Genomic DNA, 13,192 nt, shown 5'->3' on the forward strand with positions numbered 1-13,192 from the left:
TAGACTGTATCTACCCTTAACTCTTTTATTATTAGTTATTTAACAAAGCCTCTTGCTCTTGTCTAACTCCATCCAAATGATTTTTGATGTTTGTCATTATATTTTCAGATACAAGTGGCGATACACTGTTGCCAATCATTCTAAAGCTATGCCATTTTGTTGGGTGGAAGCAGAACCAATCAGGAAAGCCTTGGAGTCTGGCAGCTTCACGTACTGTGATTACTCTTGGGCTACTTGGATGTATAGGGCGAACAGCTTGATAGCTGCCTTTGTCTGAACCAGTTCCGGCCCTAAGAGTTGGGCAAACACCATCCCATGCAAGTTTCTTTGAGCGGCTAATCTTATCTACAGAATCTGGCTCAAGAGCAAGATATCGGTCCATCACGTTTTTTGTATGAACAGTATCAAAAAAACCTGACAGCATTTTTTTCTTTAAATTATTGACTGCTAATTGCGAACCTAAATGCTCTGGTGGTAGTGCTCTCATTTTTCGCGCGTAGGCAGATAGATTTCTTTTCCGATTATATTTTGCCCAACCAAAATCTGTTTTGTCTTTGGATTGCAATATCGGCTCAGGCAAATCAGCGATAGCATCTTTTACAGTAGCGTTAAGGTTTTCATTTACTGGTGAAAAAATGTCTTTATGAGTCAGTTCACCAAAGAACTCTGGCTTATACCCAAAAACAATCACACGCTTGCGTTTTGTAGCTGCGCCGTAATCGGATGCGTCAATTAAGACCGGCTCTAGGACCGTGTAGTTATCTGTAACTGAATCCAGTGCGGCGAAAAAGGAGTCGCGGTAACACTCGTCAAGTAAGCCCTCAACGTTCTCCATAACAAAGAATTTAGGCCTTAGTATGTTTATGTGTCTGAAGTAATGGTGAAGTAGCTCGTTACGAGGGTCGCCTAGTTCTCTTTTACCCATGCGACTATAGCCTTGGCAAGGAGGCCCGCCGATGACACCATCTATTTGCTGATCTTGTAGAATTAGCTTCCAACTATCCTTATCCATAGTAGCTAAGTCACCTTTGATAACACGCGCGTTTGGAAAGTTGAGCTTGTATGCTGACTGCAGGGTTTCATCTACATCTACTGCAGCGATTGAGTTGAAGCCCGCCAGTTCTGCACCTAAACCAAAACCGCCGCAGCCACAGAATAAATCTACAATCTTGTAATTATCGAGCATAAAAAAAATTAGTTAGTTACTTCTGAGGGTAATGATACACGAATATAGTTCAATATGGGTTTAAAGAATTATCTCTTCTTCATTTCCATCGCCACACGCCCAAGTACCTTGATGTCTTGTTCGGATACTTCAATCGTTGATGTGTCGAATGCGATTGCTAACTTTTTGCCAGGTAATCGTTGCAGATAGTTAACTGATAGAACGCCATCAATATCTAGCAAGTAGTCACCGGACGCAGGTTGAGACTCAGCTTTGTTTATATACAAGTGGCATCCATTCTGCTCAATGATGATTAGGTTTTCTTTAACAAGGCCGAACTCATTTAGAGTAGATAGGCCGAGTTCAACCGTTCCTGTTTTTTCTAGTTCGCCGTTTACGATTGAAAACTTTTCAATGCTGTTTGTTGTTGACGGTGTTTCACTCTTTGGGAATGGTTCGCCTTGACCTAGCGCTAGGTAACGAACTGAAGCGCCAGATGCTAAATGTTCTCGAATAATCAACTCAAAGCCAGTTCGATTATGCGTGTGCCAAGTGAAAAATGTGGATTTAGGAACGCCATAGTGATCTGCTACTAAGTCAAATGTAGAACAACCTGTCACTTCCTTAAGCTTTTCCGTGAAATCTCTACCTTTTAAGTAGTCGAAAGCGGGTACTTTTGCAGGGATTTTGCTCATTTCGATATTTACTCATTCTTTTAGCGCACATTTAGTGCGTTCCTGATCACATTTATGGTGTTTTCCACTCGCTTTTAACGAAGTTGGTCGAATTTAAAAGTTGACCAGCTCACTTTTACGATCAAGAATATGTCATATACGAGTTGATGCTGTCATGTGCTACCAATAAGCATCAACAAAACTCAAACCTGTAGGATACCACTTATGGCAAGTATTCAAATAGCGGTTGACGCACCTTTTTGTACCAAAAAAGAGTTTCTTCGTCGCACTGGTTGGTCAGGTTCATCATTAGACCGAGCTATTGCTGCTGGCGAAATCCCAATTCTAGAGAAGAAGGGAGAGCGCGGCAGTGTTCTTATTAACCTCGTAAAGGTTTACCAACGTGCAGCGGAGCAACAAGTATGAGCTTCGCTGTCCTACCTAAAACCAAACTCACCCAGCAAGATGCGATGAGTGAGTCTTGGGAAGATAAATATCCGAACAAGTGCCCACTCTGGCTAAATATCCTTGGCTGGGCATTTGTTTTCGTACCTTTATTCTTTATTTGAGTATTAGTTATGGGCGCAAATAACTCAATGTGCGGATTGCGTGAACGCAAACAACAAGCTTTTGATGCAGCTTGCTGTGATTTTGTTGTCAATCACGATGTAGAAGCGATTGCACGAAAGCTAGAACTTAACGGCACGATGCTTCGCAACATGCTGAACCCAAATCAATCGCACGTACTTAAACCAGTTGTGCTTGCTTCTATCAGCCGTGTTTCTGGTGACTATTCAATCGTAAACACGTTATTTGCCGATGATGGGGTGGTGACTATCCCACTACCAAAAGCAGAAGATGATCTGAACCTGCTTGAACGATTTCTAAAACTAAATTCCCATTCCGGTGAGCTTTCTAGCGATGCGTTGGCAATGTGCACCGCAGAGCGTTTACCGCGATCTACCAAACGCAAAACACTCGCCAAAGCACAGGCGGCTTTAGGCAATTTGGTCTTGCTTATCAATGACCTCGAAAACCGCACCACAGGCTTACAGCCATTAATGCAAATGGGCTCAGATTTCCTTGCCAACGGTGCACCACTTCCTGGATTAGCTTAAGGAGTAACCATGAGTCAGTTAGCTATTCAACAAGAACAATTACAACAAGCTCCCAACGCCAACGAAAGCATTGCCGCATGCAAAGCGCTTTTCAATGGTTCCGCAACACGCGGCAAGCTGAGAAAAATGTTCAACGAGCTGCCAGACAAAAGCCGTGGTTTGGTTCTTATCGCTGGCGGTATGTCACCTAAAGATTATCAACGTGAGTTCGAGTCGTTCGATGATTTAGAGCTGCAAAAAATCCGTTCAGGCATGCAGTACCTAAAGGAAATGATCGTGGGCTTTGACAACACGCTCGGCGATGTACGTCGCCTCAAACACTACCAATTCAGTAATACCCATTAATCACCAAGCCAGCCTTGCCCCCGCGGTATTCCTCTAGGAAAGGGGGCTTTTTTTTGTCTAAGCGTAGGAGCAGAGAGATGAATACCAATCAAAAGTTAACCGAAGCAAGAAGCCTCATAGACCAAGTTCTCAACCGTAATGTCGGCACGATTGGGCATGCAGATTTACCAGCGGAAGCACTGGCTCAAAAGCAAAAGCTATTTAGTGGCCCGAACACCAACCGTGAAGTGTTAGACATTGTGAACGCTATTAATGCGCTGGCGATCAGTAATCAGGATGTAATTGAAATTCACACCGGCTTTGTAGCCAACGTAAATTGGTTCGAGACAATTGCTTATGTGAAAGGATGCCAGTACGAACCGGGTGCAAATAGGTTGTTTCAGAAGCGAGTTCGACTCGGTGAAGAAGATGCTTTTGCCCAACTATTAGCAGTCGAAAGCGAGATAACAGAACTCGTCATTCAAGCCCGTGAAGAAGCCGAAGCGAAAGCAGAGGTGGGAGCATGAGCATTCTGACTATCTATCGCAAAGACCTAGAGTTTGGCCTTCGTCATGAAGGCTTTACTTCGCGAAAAATCGAGCAGTTTATTCGTGTATTCAATCCGGTGGAATCAAGCCAAGGCAACATGCTAGAGCTGGATTCTACTCGCGCCATGTTGGTGAACGTGAACGGCACTGAGCAAGGCTTGTGTCTGGAAGATTTCATCACCGCATGGTGGGTTTACTGGGTGGTGGTATTCAACCAATCCACAGACAACGCAACGCATCATCAAGCAATCGGCGCCATCCGCGCACTTTTCTTTATCTCTGCATGCACCAAGAGCACAAGCCAAAACACCACCATGCAAACGTGGTGGCGCGACTGCGAACCACTGCATGGCTACCCAACGTTGGAGGCAATTTGATATGGCATCACTCACTCAGCTACTTAATGAAATTGGTGACGAGAACGTAACGGTTCAAGCGCTTCACCAGTGTATGGACTCAGCCCAATACAACAAAGGGCGCACCACAATCAAATTCAAAACCGATGGTCTTGGTGCTACCGAACTAGCGGATGGCGAAAAGACCGCTCTTATCGTTTGGGTTGATGCAGCTCAATACAACAATGCACTAGCGAAATTTAAGGGGTAATCCATGTGTTCAGTAACCATTTCAGAAAATATCAAGCACTTACTAGACAACGTTATTGATAGCGGTAACGCGCAAAAAGAAGCGCGTCAAGCCGTAGTGAAAGCATCGCAGAAATATCAAACAGCACAAGACGTAATCTCTGCTTATCTGCACGAAGAGGCAGGAAAATGCGATCAAGTAGCGAATCATTTTTTCACTGAAGAAGGTGTTTTGTATCGCGGTCAGTTGTTTCAGTTCGATGATGAAGGGGAGCTTACCGTAGTCGATGGCCCAAGTGTAGTGGAGGTGGGCTAATGGAATACGCAGCAATCATGCTTTGTCCTGATGGCGGTGTTGTTCGCCATGAAGACACGCAAGAAGTTGCCAATGTAATGGTTGGCGACTTCGAATCACTAGACCAAGCGATCGAACAGGCATGTGTTTCCCTTAGTTGCACTCATCTAACCAAAGGTGTTTTGAGTAAAGGCAACGGGAAAGGCGGTTTTATGTTGGTAACGACACAAGAGTTGGAGGCGGTATGAAGAAGTTAACTGCTTATGCAAAAAAATATATTCGAAAGCAAATTAAACATGGGGATTTGCCTTCTGTCACGGCGGTTAAAAAAGAAATCGCAGCAAGCTATCTTATAGCCGAAGAAGGCAAGCACAGTAAATCTACTTTTTAAACATGGCTCTAAGGGCTTCTATTTTTTGCTCATAGTTAGGGTCATTTTCTGGATATAACTCATAAAACTCTTCTTCGGGGATTATAAATACACAGTCGAAACCTTCAATAGAGTCAGCGTTTTTATTGATGCAAAACAGTTCTAGTTCTTCGAGAAAGTTAGTGATTGATACGAACTCATTCAACCCAGTAGTAGTAATTGTTCTATATGGGCGAATGGGATTGAGATATTTCTTTGGTTCTATAGGCGGGAGGATTGCGATTGTCATTTCTTTTCCGCCAAGTGAGTTTGAATTGTCTTCGATGAAATCTTCAAGCAATCCATCGAAATAGTTGAGGTTAAATGAGTCGTTCAAAAGAGCAGTTTTCATATGTCAGCCTTTGTCATTGTAATATTTTGAGATTAACACATTGAAATCGTTAACCGAACCCACCGAAATCGAACTACTAAACTTAGACAAGTTCGGTTTTGACCATGACTACAAACGTGCTGCTTCTCTGGCTTGTCAAAGTTGGGGAAGTTTGCACGTTTTTCCGCAAGCGCCAAAAAACATTGCGGATGCTTGCTTTGGTGCAAGACGTTTTGATGAGTCGCAAGAACCTGATGATCTTAATGTTCTGGAACGTAAGCTATTTGAAGCTAACCCTCGTGATCATGAATGGCGAAAACAGTTCTTCCATGATGTACCTGCTTACCTAGCAAAATACTTTGCAAAGCGATACATAGATATTTTTGAAAAAACAGGTGCAAATGACGCGAACACATTCTTGCGTCAAAAAATGCAACCTGCGACCGAGCGTGTTCGCCTGGTGATGCAAAAGTATAACGACCTGCCAACTACACAAAAAATTGCTCTATTGTCTAAAGAACTTGGAGACGATGAAGATCCATTTCATCCCGTGTTCTTTACAGAATATGGCAACCCTGAAGACATTCAGCGTAAACAAGTTTCGTTTGATTTTGAGCAAGCGGAGAAAAATCGTAAGCCAGTGAAGAACCGTATCTTGGCAGAGCTAGAACAAGACGAACTCAAAGAAATGGCGTTCAAGATTGGCAAAATCATGAATGCGCGTTTCCAAATCATCTCTTCTAAGTTGGCAAGCATTACCGAAGCTGAGTTGGAAAAGGACGATACATTCTGTCCTGTCGTTGAAGGCTACCATCAGCTAGCTGCATTCACTTCTCAGTTTGGCATCAAGCCGCCTTGTAAATACAAGAAGCAAAATGAGCTTTCCGCTCTGCAAGATATCTCTCGCATGATTAGCGAAAAGTGGTGGCTTGGTCGTTTGGTTAAAGCTCGCAAAATTATGCGCGAGCACCTTGCGATTGCAATGGGGCAAGTGTCTTCAAAAGCTTCTGCCTATGCGTCTTGGGATTGTGTTCGTGAGCACCAAGAGCAACAAAAGCGCAACTGGGAATACATCAAGCAGTGTGAACTCTTCGACGAAGAAACCGAAGAGAAAGCAGACCTAGCCGAAATGGTTCTGAAAAGCGTGTCTAACCCTGCGATTCGCCGTCATGAGTTGATGGTGCGTTGTCGTGGTTGTGAAGACATCGGCAATGAACTTGGTTTGCAAGGCTTGTTCCTGACGCTGACCACGCCGTCGAAATACCACAACTCCTACAAGAAAGGCGGTTTCATCGACCATTGGAACGGGGCAAGCCCACGCGAGGCGCAAGCGTACTTGAACAATGCTTGGCAGCGTATCCGCGCCAAGTTAGGCCGTGAAGAAATCCGCTGGTTTGGCGTACGTGTTGCTGAGCCTCATCACGATGGCACACCACACTGGCATTTGCTGATCTGGGTAAAGCCGGAAGAAGTGGCGCAAGTGCGTGACATCTTTATTTCATACGCTACCCAAGAAGACCGCGCAGAACTGCACCCGCAATACGAAAAGGAAAAGCAAAAGCCATTTCGTAAGTGCACTTATGTTGGTCCTATGGATTACCGCCCACGTTGTGACTTTGGCTATATCGACCCAGAGAAAGGCACAGCAACAGGCTACATCGCTAAATACATTTCTAAGAACATCGACGGCTTTGCTATGGACGATGAAGTGTCCGACGAAACAGGCAAATCAGTCAAAGACATGGCGAAGAACGTCAGCGCTTGGAAAAGCCGCTGGGCAATCCGTCAGTTTCAATTCTTCGGTGGTGCGCCAGTTACGACTTATAGAGAGCTGCGCCGTTTTGCTAGCCAAAACAAAAAAGCGTTTATGGAATACGTGTTCATGCAAGAACGCGCTGACCTGTTGGATATGTACCACATGCTGCACCGCCATGTCGTTGGCCCGGTAAAACCTGATCACCTCCTAACCAACAAAGAATTGGTGGAAGTGATCGGCAAAAACTACCAGGCACGAATCCAATCTGATGAAGCTTGCATAGTAGACACGATGAAAGCCGCAGACCATGGTAACTGGCAAGGCTACATCATGGGGCAGGGTGGGCCATTCGTTAAGCGCGAAGATTTGCTGATCACCAATTCATATCAAGTACTTCCATTCGCATCACCTCACGGTGAAGACGTGCGTAAGGTGGAAGGTTTTCAAACACCGGAAGCGATTGTGAAAACTCGCACTAAGGTCTGGACGATTCAGAAGAAATCAAAGGTTAACGAAGAAGCTGAAGCGATCACCCAAGGGAGCGCAGCGACCGCTATTGGAGCCTCCGGCTCCTCTCGGAGTTCTGTCAATAACTGTACGGAGCATCGCGAGGTACAGGTCAGCGATCAGCTAACCCGAATTTTAGACACTGTTAATAGTCGGGCGAATAATCCGCCACATATTGATGAAACGGCACTGGCCGCACTGCTAAAAGGCAGCTCAATTCGCATCGACGATGCAACCAGTATTCAAATCCGTCCTGCGGAGGTGGACGAACAAGGCAATAAACGTTCGGCGCAACTGGTCGAAGTAAGCCGTGCACCTGCAGATGATCTGAAATGGATGGATTTTGAAGGGTGGGACAATCTATTTACCCAACCAGAAAAGCAAGAGTATCAACAACCAGACCTGTCGTTCTTCCCAGATGGGGACGACTGGCCGTTGGTGTGAATGGTTATTCGTCGCTATCTTTTAATATGTCTTTAACTTCTTCTGCGACTGGGATGCGGTCAATTAAGTCAGCTCTTCTTTCTGCTGACTTCATTTCAGAGTACAGCCAGAGCAAAATAGATAATACAGCTATTATAAATGAAGCGATAAGACCAGATGCTAAACTTTCCCAGACAGCCTTTCTGAATGGTTTATGTACTGCTTTGATGATAGCTTCTTCTTTTAGATCTTCTTTGTACGCATTCAGCTCTTCTGAAAAAGAGAAGTCAAAATAGTCGTTGAGCATTCTTTCTGCATCATCACGATACTTCTCAATGCGTTCAGGGGAAGAATTGTAAGAGGTGAAGTAACAATCTATTTGAGTTGGCGTTGGGTAGTCGCCATTTTGGGCTTTAAAATTATGTATCCATTTAACCTTTTCGTCTTTGTAGAGGGAATATGCGACGTACCCAACGAAATCGCCGTCTCCCTCTACAATGTCACCAAAAGAGTTATGGGTCCACATTCCTAACTAGCAGCCTTAGCTGCTCGGTAAGCTGCGAACTTCACGTTGATTTCTTCTTGAGAGTAACGACGTGAAGCTATTTTTCTTTTTAGCTCTGTAGGTAAGTCGTAAGACGATAGCTTTTTGCCGCTACGCATGGCGGCATTTGCTTTAGCTGCTGTGCTGTTCATATAGCCTCCATTTGCTTGATGTGTTGGACAATGCTAAGAAAATAGTCAAATTAAGGTTAGTGCACGAGAATATAACTCAATTGCTAAACTCACACAATCGTCGCATTGTCAAAACTTAACCAATATGCACCAGTGTTCACCAATATCCATCGCATATAATAGTCTAGTATAGTTCACATCAGCTAATCGACGACATTGGCAAAATCCAATACTGGGCGTAGGATCTGTATTTATTTACCAAGTCGCCCTACCAATACACCACACAGCAATCATCAAACAGTATTCAAACTGGTCTACCTCACTTCGTACGGAATGGAACCTTTTAAGGTTCAACTTCTTCAACCACTACTATAAATACATCGCTTTTGGTGTCGAACCGATAGCATCGTAAGTAAGAAAGAGGCGTCACTATGATGTGACGCCTTTGTGATTGTCTTCACAAAAATGACTGTGGCATTATAATGTCAACTTTTAATTAATTGAAAATAATAGACTTTTTGTATTTTTAAATTTCGGCTAAAAAAATGCTGTTGACTCGTAAAACTGATTTGGCAGTATAAATACACACTCCATCCCGAACTCCCCCATGTGAATTTTCTTAAGGAAAGGGTAGCTCCGTCTTTAACACGGGTACCAAATTCCGCAAGCTCGATTTCTAGATTGTTTTTGTGAGTTGTATCAACTTTCTAAGGCCTTGCGCGATCAGGAACCTAAGTTAGCTTGGTTTGGTAATTAACGCATTTGCCCATTTAGGAAATGCATTACCGCTCGTTTAAATGATGTGGCAGCGTGATTTCTATTAACTCAAAGTAACAAAGGAAAATTCTAATGAGTGAATTATGTCTAAAAACCACTGTGGAAAACTGTATGGATATACAGTATATTTCACTTGTAATTGGTAAGGGTGTTGATATGTCTAAAGAAAAGCAGTTGTTTCAATCCGCTCTGGATATAATCATTGATGGGGTGGCCGTCAGTGCTGTAGGTGAGGGAAGAGAGGAAGCGGGGCGAGTTTTACTAGAGGGGATATTACCGCGGTTTTCTCACTTACTGGATGACGAAAAAATAAAAGCCATCCAGTCGATAATTGGGATGGCTGATGAGGCAGAGAGCCCTACTTTTAAGTTATAGAATCGAAAGCTGCTGCTTTAATTCTTCTCTATGTTCTGGTGCTAGGGCTTTAACTATATTAAAAGCTAATTGCGAGGTGGTTTTGGCACTGGGGCTTAGAGTATGACTATAAGATAAATTCATCACAAAGGTGTGCCCACATTCCGGGTCACTGCACGAACAATATAAATCAGCATATTTTGTGCTCATTCTATTTGATTTCTGGATGCGACTTTTTTCGCCGCACTCTGGGCACAACACTCTCATATAATACACCTAGCTTATTGACTGACTTAATAATCATACGTCAAAAGGCTGTATTTTTATACAGTTTTGGGTAAGGGTTTAGGCCGTATCTCCATGTATTAAATTGAAATTAAGGCGTAAATGCATAGGTACCTCTGGGTCTGAGTTCACCTCGTCCATAATCAGCTCACATACAGGAATGATCTCATCCTTGGCGTATTCACTGCCTATCTTCGTTGGGTCGCCTAAACTGGTCGTGCCCTGCGGAATAATCCCTGCTTTATCTACTGGGAAGCGGTGGCCGACAAGAATGTCCTGCGCGGTAATATTCTTGATGCGCTCAAACTCATCTTTGGTGGCGATATCGCCAACCGGAATCAATTGAATCCCTTTCTCTTTACCATTGGGAATGTTCACAAACATACTGCGGAAGTTACCCACGCCTTTAGAGCTGGCAATTTTCTGCTTCAACATTTCTTCATCGTCTTCGCTAAGGTTTGGGTCCGTTGCATAGAAGATAAAGCCCATGTGTGCGCCGTTCTTGTAGTAGCGGCGGCGGAACAAGGTCGCGTCTTTATTTAGCAAGCTGCTCTGAATGCTACCCAAATAATCCGCCAAACCGTAGATTTGTTGCTGCGGGTCGTACTGAGGCAAGAAAATCACATCTTCCTTTTTATATTCCCGCTGCTGGTTGTCGCGTTCCAGAATGACGAAATTGCCGTTTTTGCGTCGGCGCAGGTACATGCCAGGTAATGGATGCAAGCGAACCACACGTTTGAAACCATCGCGGATTTTAAGAAAAGCAGCATCACCAAAGGTGAAGTAATCACGGCAAAAAGCTTGGATATGACGGCGGCGTGTTGCGCCTCCACTTTGGAAACGCCCGGCTACGTAGTTTGCCCGAGCAATCAACAGTGAGCCGTGATAGGCGTTGGCCCGAGCGATATCTGCTAAACCACTACGTGAAATAGGTGGCTCCCAATAGTCGTCACCATCGTTGTAAAACAAATCTGAATAGGTGGTCATCCAACTGTTTGAGTCGATGGCCTCTGGTGAGGAGTCGATGTGATAGACCGACTCTGGCGCGTGTTCTTCTTGTTTGACTAAAGTGTTCATTTGCTCGGTCATGCTGCAGTGGCCCAGGTTGATTTAGTTGGATTAGAGTGATCTAACGGCTCGTTGATGATGGCGTGAGAGATTGCCCAGAATGCATCGGCGTGTCCGGTCGTTTCACTACGCTCTGCTTTAAAGGTCATGGCGTTACCGCTGGCCGTTGGCACGCGCTTAATCGCCATAAACGCCATAGCAATGTCTTTGTGTTCGGCATCAAACTGCAGGCGTTTGGCTTCTACTACATCAATCATCTTCATTACCAAGCGGTTTTTGTTTTCGTTGCTGTAGTGGATGGCGTGATCTTCACGTGGATATTTCTTCGAAATTAAGTCCCAAACACCGCCACCAATGCCCGTGGTGTCTACTCCGATGTACGTCACTTTGTAGCGCTGAAAGACTTTATCTATTTCAGCAACGTGATATTGGAAGTTCAGGCCTTTCCAATAATGCTTTTCTAATACACGGAAACGTTCACCCGCTACGACAGGCGGAGCGACAACCACCAAACAGGCATTGTCTCGGGTTCGGCTTGGGTCGTAACCCAACCAAACTTCCCGAGTGGCAAAAGGTCGTTTGTTATTTGGTTTGAAGTCTTGCCAGTGAGTGGCATCCACCATGCCTTTTTCGAGGTCAGAGAATTTGAAGACAGACAGTGAACCATCGACAAACACACACATAAACAGGTTTTTGAAGTCATCATCGCTGTATTCTTCACGCAGTTCGTCAATGTCGAATAGGTCACAACCACCGTTTGCCGCATCTTCAATGGTGACAACATAACGCCACTGTTTGTCTGGACAGAGTCGCCCGCCATCTCGAAATTCATCAAAAGTCGGGAATTCGATGTGGGCGCGGGAGTCTTTACCTTTGCGCCACTGGTCGCCAGTCCAGAACGGGTAAGACTGATGCATTTTCGACGATGGCGTAGAAAAGTAGGTTTTACGCCACTTCTTATGTGTTGCCATTGCCGAGGCAAGTTTGTTCAGCTCGTCGAACTTAGGGATCCAGAAATATTCATCGACATAAACGTGGCCGTGATAACTCTGCGCGGTTTTGCTGTTGGTGGACAAAAAGCGAAGTTCGGCACCATTGGAGAGAATGATAGGGTTGCCGGTTAACTCGATGTCTAAAAACTCTTTACCAATCGCAATGATGTAGCTGCGAAAAACTTCAGCCTGCGCGCGTGATGCAGAAAGAAAGATTTGGTTGTCACCAGTCAGAATCGCATCTTCTAAGGCTTCACCACTGAAATAGTAAGTAGCACCAATCTGGCGAGATTTGAGAATATTACGAATACGCTGTTTGATGTTATTGCGCATCGTGTGCTGGTATTCGAACAGAGATTCGTGCCAGCCTTTAAAGTCATCTTCTGTCAGGTGCTCAATGCTGTTTTTCTTACGGCTTCTTTTACGGTTGCCGTTACTGCTGCCTTGCTTTGATGAGTCTCCATCACTCTTTGGTGAGCTGCCTTGCGAAAGGTGTCGCTCTGCTTTGGCTTTTGCATCAGCTTGAGCTTTTAACAGCTTAACGTGGTGATCGATAAGCTTGTCCATTTCCTTGAGCTGCTGATCGGTTTTCTCATCTTTATCTATCAGCACCGCCAGTCGGCGGTTAATCATCTGCTCTACAGACAATTCATCCAGCAACAAAGCCCAGCCGAATTTATCCGCCCAGGTATAAAGGATGCGCTCACTATTGAGGTTCAGTTGCGCTGCAATTTCTTTTGGAGGAACACCGCGTAAATAGAGCTTTTTCGCGGCTTCTCTTATTTCATCTGAATATGCCATAGCTGCATCATACGCGCCGAAAACTCGCAAATGACTAACTAAAATTCGGATGAATTCGGATTTTGGCTAAATCCGAATTCTTAGGAAATGAAGTGGCTGAAAGCCG

At 44.5% G+C, this 13,192-nt stretch carries 20 protein-coding genes; 12 read left to right on the forward strand and 8 right to left on the reverse strand.

Annotated features, from left to right (window positions below; genetic code table 11):
* Positions 1-31: 31 nt before the first annotated feature.
* On the reverse strand, positions 32-1,186 hold the full coding sequence (locus OO774_RS19045) for a DNA cytosine methyltransferase (protein ID WP_264908386.1): 1,155 nt from the start codon (positions 1,184-1,186) through the stop codon (positions 32-34).
* 68 nt (positions 1,187-1,254) lie between these two features.
* The gene (locus tag OO774_RS19050) at positions 1,255-1,860 is read right to left on the reverse strand and encodes a phage repressor protein CI (RefSeq protein ID WP_264908387.1); all 606 of its coding nucleotides are present in this window, start codon (positions 1,858-1,860) and stop codon (positions 1,255-1,257) included.
* Between the two features lie 204 nt (positions 1,861-2,064).
* Between OO774_RS19050 and OO774_RS19055 the strand changes: the two genes are divergently transcribed.
* The 10 genes from OO774_RS19055 (at position 2,065) to OO774_RS19100 (ending at position 5,099) form a co-directional block, all read left to right on the forward strand.
* The gene (locus tag OO774_RS19055; protein WP_053321709.1) at positions 2,065-2,265 is read left to right on the forward strand and encodes a hypothetical protein; all 201 of its coding nucleotides are present in this window, start codon (positions 2,065-2,067) and stop codon (positions 2,263-2,265) included.
* Entirely contained in the window at positions 2,262-2,408 is a 147-nt protein-coding gene (locus OO774_RS19060; RefSeq protein WP_264908389.1) for a hypothetical protein, read from the forward strand. The genes OO774_RS19055 and OO774_RS19060 overlap by 4 nt, the downstream gene beginning before the upstream one ends.
* Before the next feature lie 9 nt (positions 2,409-2,417).
* Positions 2,418-2,957, forward strand: a complete 540-nt coding sequence (locus OO774_RS19065; protein ID WP_264908391.1) for a phage regulatory CII family protein — start codon at positions 2,418-2,420, stop codon at positions 2,955-2,957.
* A gap of 9 nt (positions 2,958-2,966) precedes the next feature.
* Positions 2,967-3,302, forward strand: coding sequence for a hypothetical protein (locus OO774_RS19070; RefSeq protein ID WP_025587973.1), 336 nt, complete (start codon positions 2,967-2,969; stop codon positions 3,300-3,302).
* Between the two features lie 77 nt (positions 3,303-3,379).
* Positions 3,380-3,808 carry a hypothetical protein gene (locus OO774_RS19075; protein ID WP_264908393.1) on the forward strand — a complete coding sequence of 143 codons (429 nt, stop codon included), beginning with the start codon at positions 3,380-3,382 and terminating at the stop codon, positions 3,806-3,808.
* Positions 3,805-4,206, forward strand: coding sequence for a hypothetical protein (locus OO774_RS19080; protein ID WP_264908395.1), 402 nt, complete (start codon positions 3,805-3,807; stop codon positions 4,204-4,206). Before OO774_RS19075 ends, OO774_RS19080 begins: the two co-directional genes overlap by 4 nt.
* Position 4,207: 1 nt before the next feature.
* Entirely contained in the window at positions 4,208-4,435 is a 228-nt protein-coding gene (locus OO774_RS19085) for a hypothetical protein (RefSeq protein WP_264908397.1), read from the forward strand.
* 3 nt (positions 4,436-4,438) lie between these two features.
* Entirely contained in the window at positions 4,439-4,729 is a 291-nt protein-coding gene (locus OO774_RS19090; protein ID WP_264908399.1) for a hypothetical protein, read from the forward strand.
* Complete coding sequence (locus OO774_RS19095) at positions 4,729-4,956, forward strand: hypothetical protein (RefSeq protein WP_203494251.1); 228 nt, start codon at positions 4,729-4,731, stop codon at positions 4,954-4,956. The genes OO774_RS19090 and OO774_RS19095 overlap by 1 nt, the downstream gene beginning before the upstream one ends.
* Positions 4,953-5,099, forward strand: coding sequence for a hypothetical protein (locus tag OO774_RS19100; RefSeq protein WP_264908402.1), 147 nt, complete (start codon positions 4,953-4,955; stop codon positions 5,097-5,099). The genes OO774_RS19095 and OO774_RS19100 overlap by 4 nt, the downstream gene beginning before the upstream one ends.
* Here the strand turns inward: OO774_RS19100 and OO774_RS19105 are convergent.
* Complete coding sequence (locus tag OO774_RS19105; RefSeq protein ID WP_264908404.1) at positions 5,089-5,469, reverse strand: hypothetical protein; 381 nt, start codon at positions 5,467-5,469, stop codon at positions 5,089-5,091. The genes OO774_RS19100 and OO774_RS19105 overlap by 11 nt on opposite strands.
* A 151-nt stretch (positions 5,470-5,620) precedes the next feature.
* Here OO774_RS19105 and OO774_RS19110 point away from each other — a divergent pair, with 151 nt between their 5' ends.
* Positions 5,621-8,155 (forward strand): replication endonuclease, encoded by a 2,535-nt coding sequence (locus OO774_RS19110; protein ID WP_264908654.1) that lies wholly within the window; start codon positions 5,621-5,623, stop codon positions 8,153-8,155.
* A gap of 4 nt (positions 8,156-8,159) precedes the next feature.
* Here OO774_RS19110 and OO774_RS19115 read toward each other — a convergent pair whose 3' ends face one another.
* Positions 8,160-8,660: a hypothetical protein gene (locus tag OO774_RS19115; RefSeq protein ID WP_264908405.1), complete on the reverse strand. Its 501-nt coding sequence runs from the start codon at positions 8,658-8,660 to the stop codon at positions 8,160-8,162.
* A 2-nt stretch (positions 8,661-8,662) separates the two neighbouring features.
* Positions 8,663-8,830, reverse strand: coding sequence for a hypothetical protein (locus tag OO774_RS19120; RefSeq protein ID WP_264908407.1), 168 nt, complete (start codon positions 8,828-8,830; stop codon positions 8,663-8,665).
* 828 nt (positions 8,831-9,658) lie between these two features.
* Here OO774_RS19120 and OO774_RS19125 point away from each other — a divergent pair.
* Positions 9,659-9,961 (forward strand): hypothetical protein, encoded by a 303-nt coding sequence (locus tag OO774_RS19125; RefSeq protein ID WP_193233265.1) that lies wholly within the window; start codon positions 9,659-9,661, stop codon positions 9,959-9,961.
* On the opposite strand, the gene OO774_RS19130 is transcribed toward OO774_RS19125, so the two are convergent.
* The 3 genes from OO774_RS19130 to OO774_RS19140 form a co-directional block, all read right to left on the reverse strand.
* Complete coding sequence (locus tag OO774_RS19130; RefSeq protein WP_193233266.1) at positions 9,956-10,207, reverse strand: ogr/Delta-like zinc finger family protein; 252 nt, start codon at positions 10,205-10,207, stop codon at positions 9,956-9,958. The two genes, OO774_RS19125 and OO774_RS19130, sit on opposite strands and share 6 nt — an antisense overlap.
* A 78-nt stretch (positions 10,208-10,285) precedes the next feature.
* The gene (locus tag OO774_RS19135) at positions 10,286-11,314 is read right to left on the reverse strand and encodes a phage portal protein (RefSeq protein WP_264908412.1); all 1,029 of its coding nucleotides are present in this window, start codon (positions 11,312-11,314) and stop codon (positions 10,286-10,288) included.
* Entirely contained in the window at positions 11,311-13,086 is a 1,776-nt protein-coding gene (locus OO774_RS19140) for a terminase family protein (RefSeq protein WP_264908413.1), read from the reverse strand. Before OO774_RS19140 ends, OO774_RS19135 begins: the two co-directional genes overlap by 4 nt.
* Positions 13,087-13,192 lie beyond the last annotated feature (106 nt).

The organism is Vibrio sp. STUT-A11 (assembly GCF_026000435.1).
Lineage (GTDB): Bacteria > Pseudomonadota > Gammaproteobacteria > Enterobacterales > Vibrionaceae > Vibrio.

Excerpts from the sequence above, each read along its gene's own strand:
- OO774_RS19095 (WP_203494251.1), top strand. The coding sequence starts at position 4,729 with ATGGAATACGCAGCAATCATGCTTTGTCCTGATGGCGGTGTTGTTCGC.
- OO774_RS19060 (WP_264908389.1), top strand. The coding sequence starts at position 2,262 with ATGAGCTTCGCTGTCCTACCTAAAACCAAACTCACCCAGCAAGATGCG.
- OO774_RS19075 (WP_264908393.1), top strand. The coding sequence starts at position 3,380 with ATGAATACCAATCAAAAGTTAACCGAAGCAAGAAGCCTCATAGACCAA.
- OO774_RS19065 (WP_264908391.1), top strand. The coding sequence starts at position 2,418 with ATGGGCGCAAATAACTCAATGTGCGGATTGCGTGAACGCAAACAACAA.
- OO774_RS19115 (WP_264908405.1), bottom strand. The coding sequence starts at position 8,660 with ATGTGGACCCATAACTCTTTTGGTGACATTGTAGAGGGAGACGGCGAT.
- OO774_RS19090 (WP_264908399.1), top strand. The coding sequence starts at position 4,439 with ATGTGTTCAGTAACCATTTCAGAAAATATCAAGCACTTACTAGACAAC.
- OO774_RS19130 (WP_193233266.1), bottom strand. The coding sequence starts at position 10,207 with ATGAGAGTGTTGTGCCCAGAGTGCGGCGAAAAAAGTCGCATCCAGAAA.
- OO774_RS19105 (WP_264908404.1), bottom strand. The coding sequence starts at position 5,469 with ATGAAAACTGCTCTTTTGAACGACTCATTTAACCTCAACTATTTCGAT.
- OO774_RS19050 (WP_264908387.1), bottom strand. The coding sequence starts at position 1,860 with ATGAGCAAAATCCCTGCAAAAGTACCCGCTTTCGACTACTTAAAAGGT.
- OO774_RS19080 (WP_264908395.1), top strand. The coding sequence starts at position 3,805 with ATGAGCATTCTGACTATCTATCGCAAAGACCTAGAGTTTGGCCTTCGT.
- OO774_RS19120 (WP_264908407.1), bottom strand. The coding sequence starts at position 8,830 with ATGAACAGCACAGCAGCTAAAGCAAATGCCGCCATGCGTAGCGGCAAA.
- OO774_RS19045 (WP_264908386.1), bottom strand. The coding sequence starts at position 1,186 with ATGCTCGATAATTACAAGATTGTAGATTTATTCTGTGGCTGCGGCGGT.
- OO774_RS19100 (WP_264908402.1), top strand. The coding sequence starts at position 4,953 with ATGAAGAAGTTAACTGCTTATGCAAAAAAATATATTCGAAAGCAAATT.
- OO774_RS19085 (WP_264908397.1), top strand. The coding sequence starts at position 4,208 with ATGGCATCACTCACTCAGCTACTTAATGAAATTGGTGACGAGAACGTA.
- OO774_RS19055 (WP_053321709.1), top strand. The coding sequence starts at position 2,065 with ATGGCAAGTATTCAAATAGCGGTTGACGCACCTTTTTGTACCAAAAAA.
- OO774_RS19135 (WP_264908412.1), bottom strand. The coding sequence starts at position 11,314 with ATGACCGAGCAAATGAACACTTTAGTCAAACAAGAAGAACACGCGCCA.
- OO774_RS19125 (WP_193233265.1), top strand. The coding sequence starts at position 9,659 with ATGAGTGAATTATGTCTAAAAACCACTGTGGAAAACTGTATGGATATA.
- OO774_RS19070 (WP_025587973.1), top strand. The coding sequence starts at position 2,967 with ATGAGTCAGTTAGCTATTCAACAAGAACAATTACAACAAGCTCCCAAC.
- OO774_RS19140 (WP_264908413.1), bottom strand. The coding sequence starts at position 13,086 with ATGGCATATTCAGATGAAATAAGAGAAGCCGCGAAAAAGCTCTATTTA.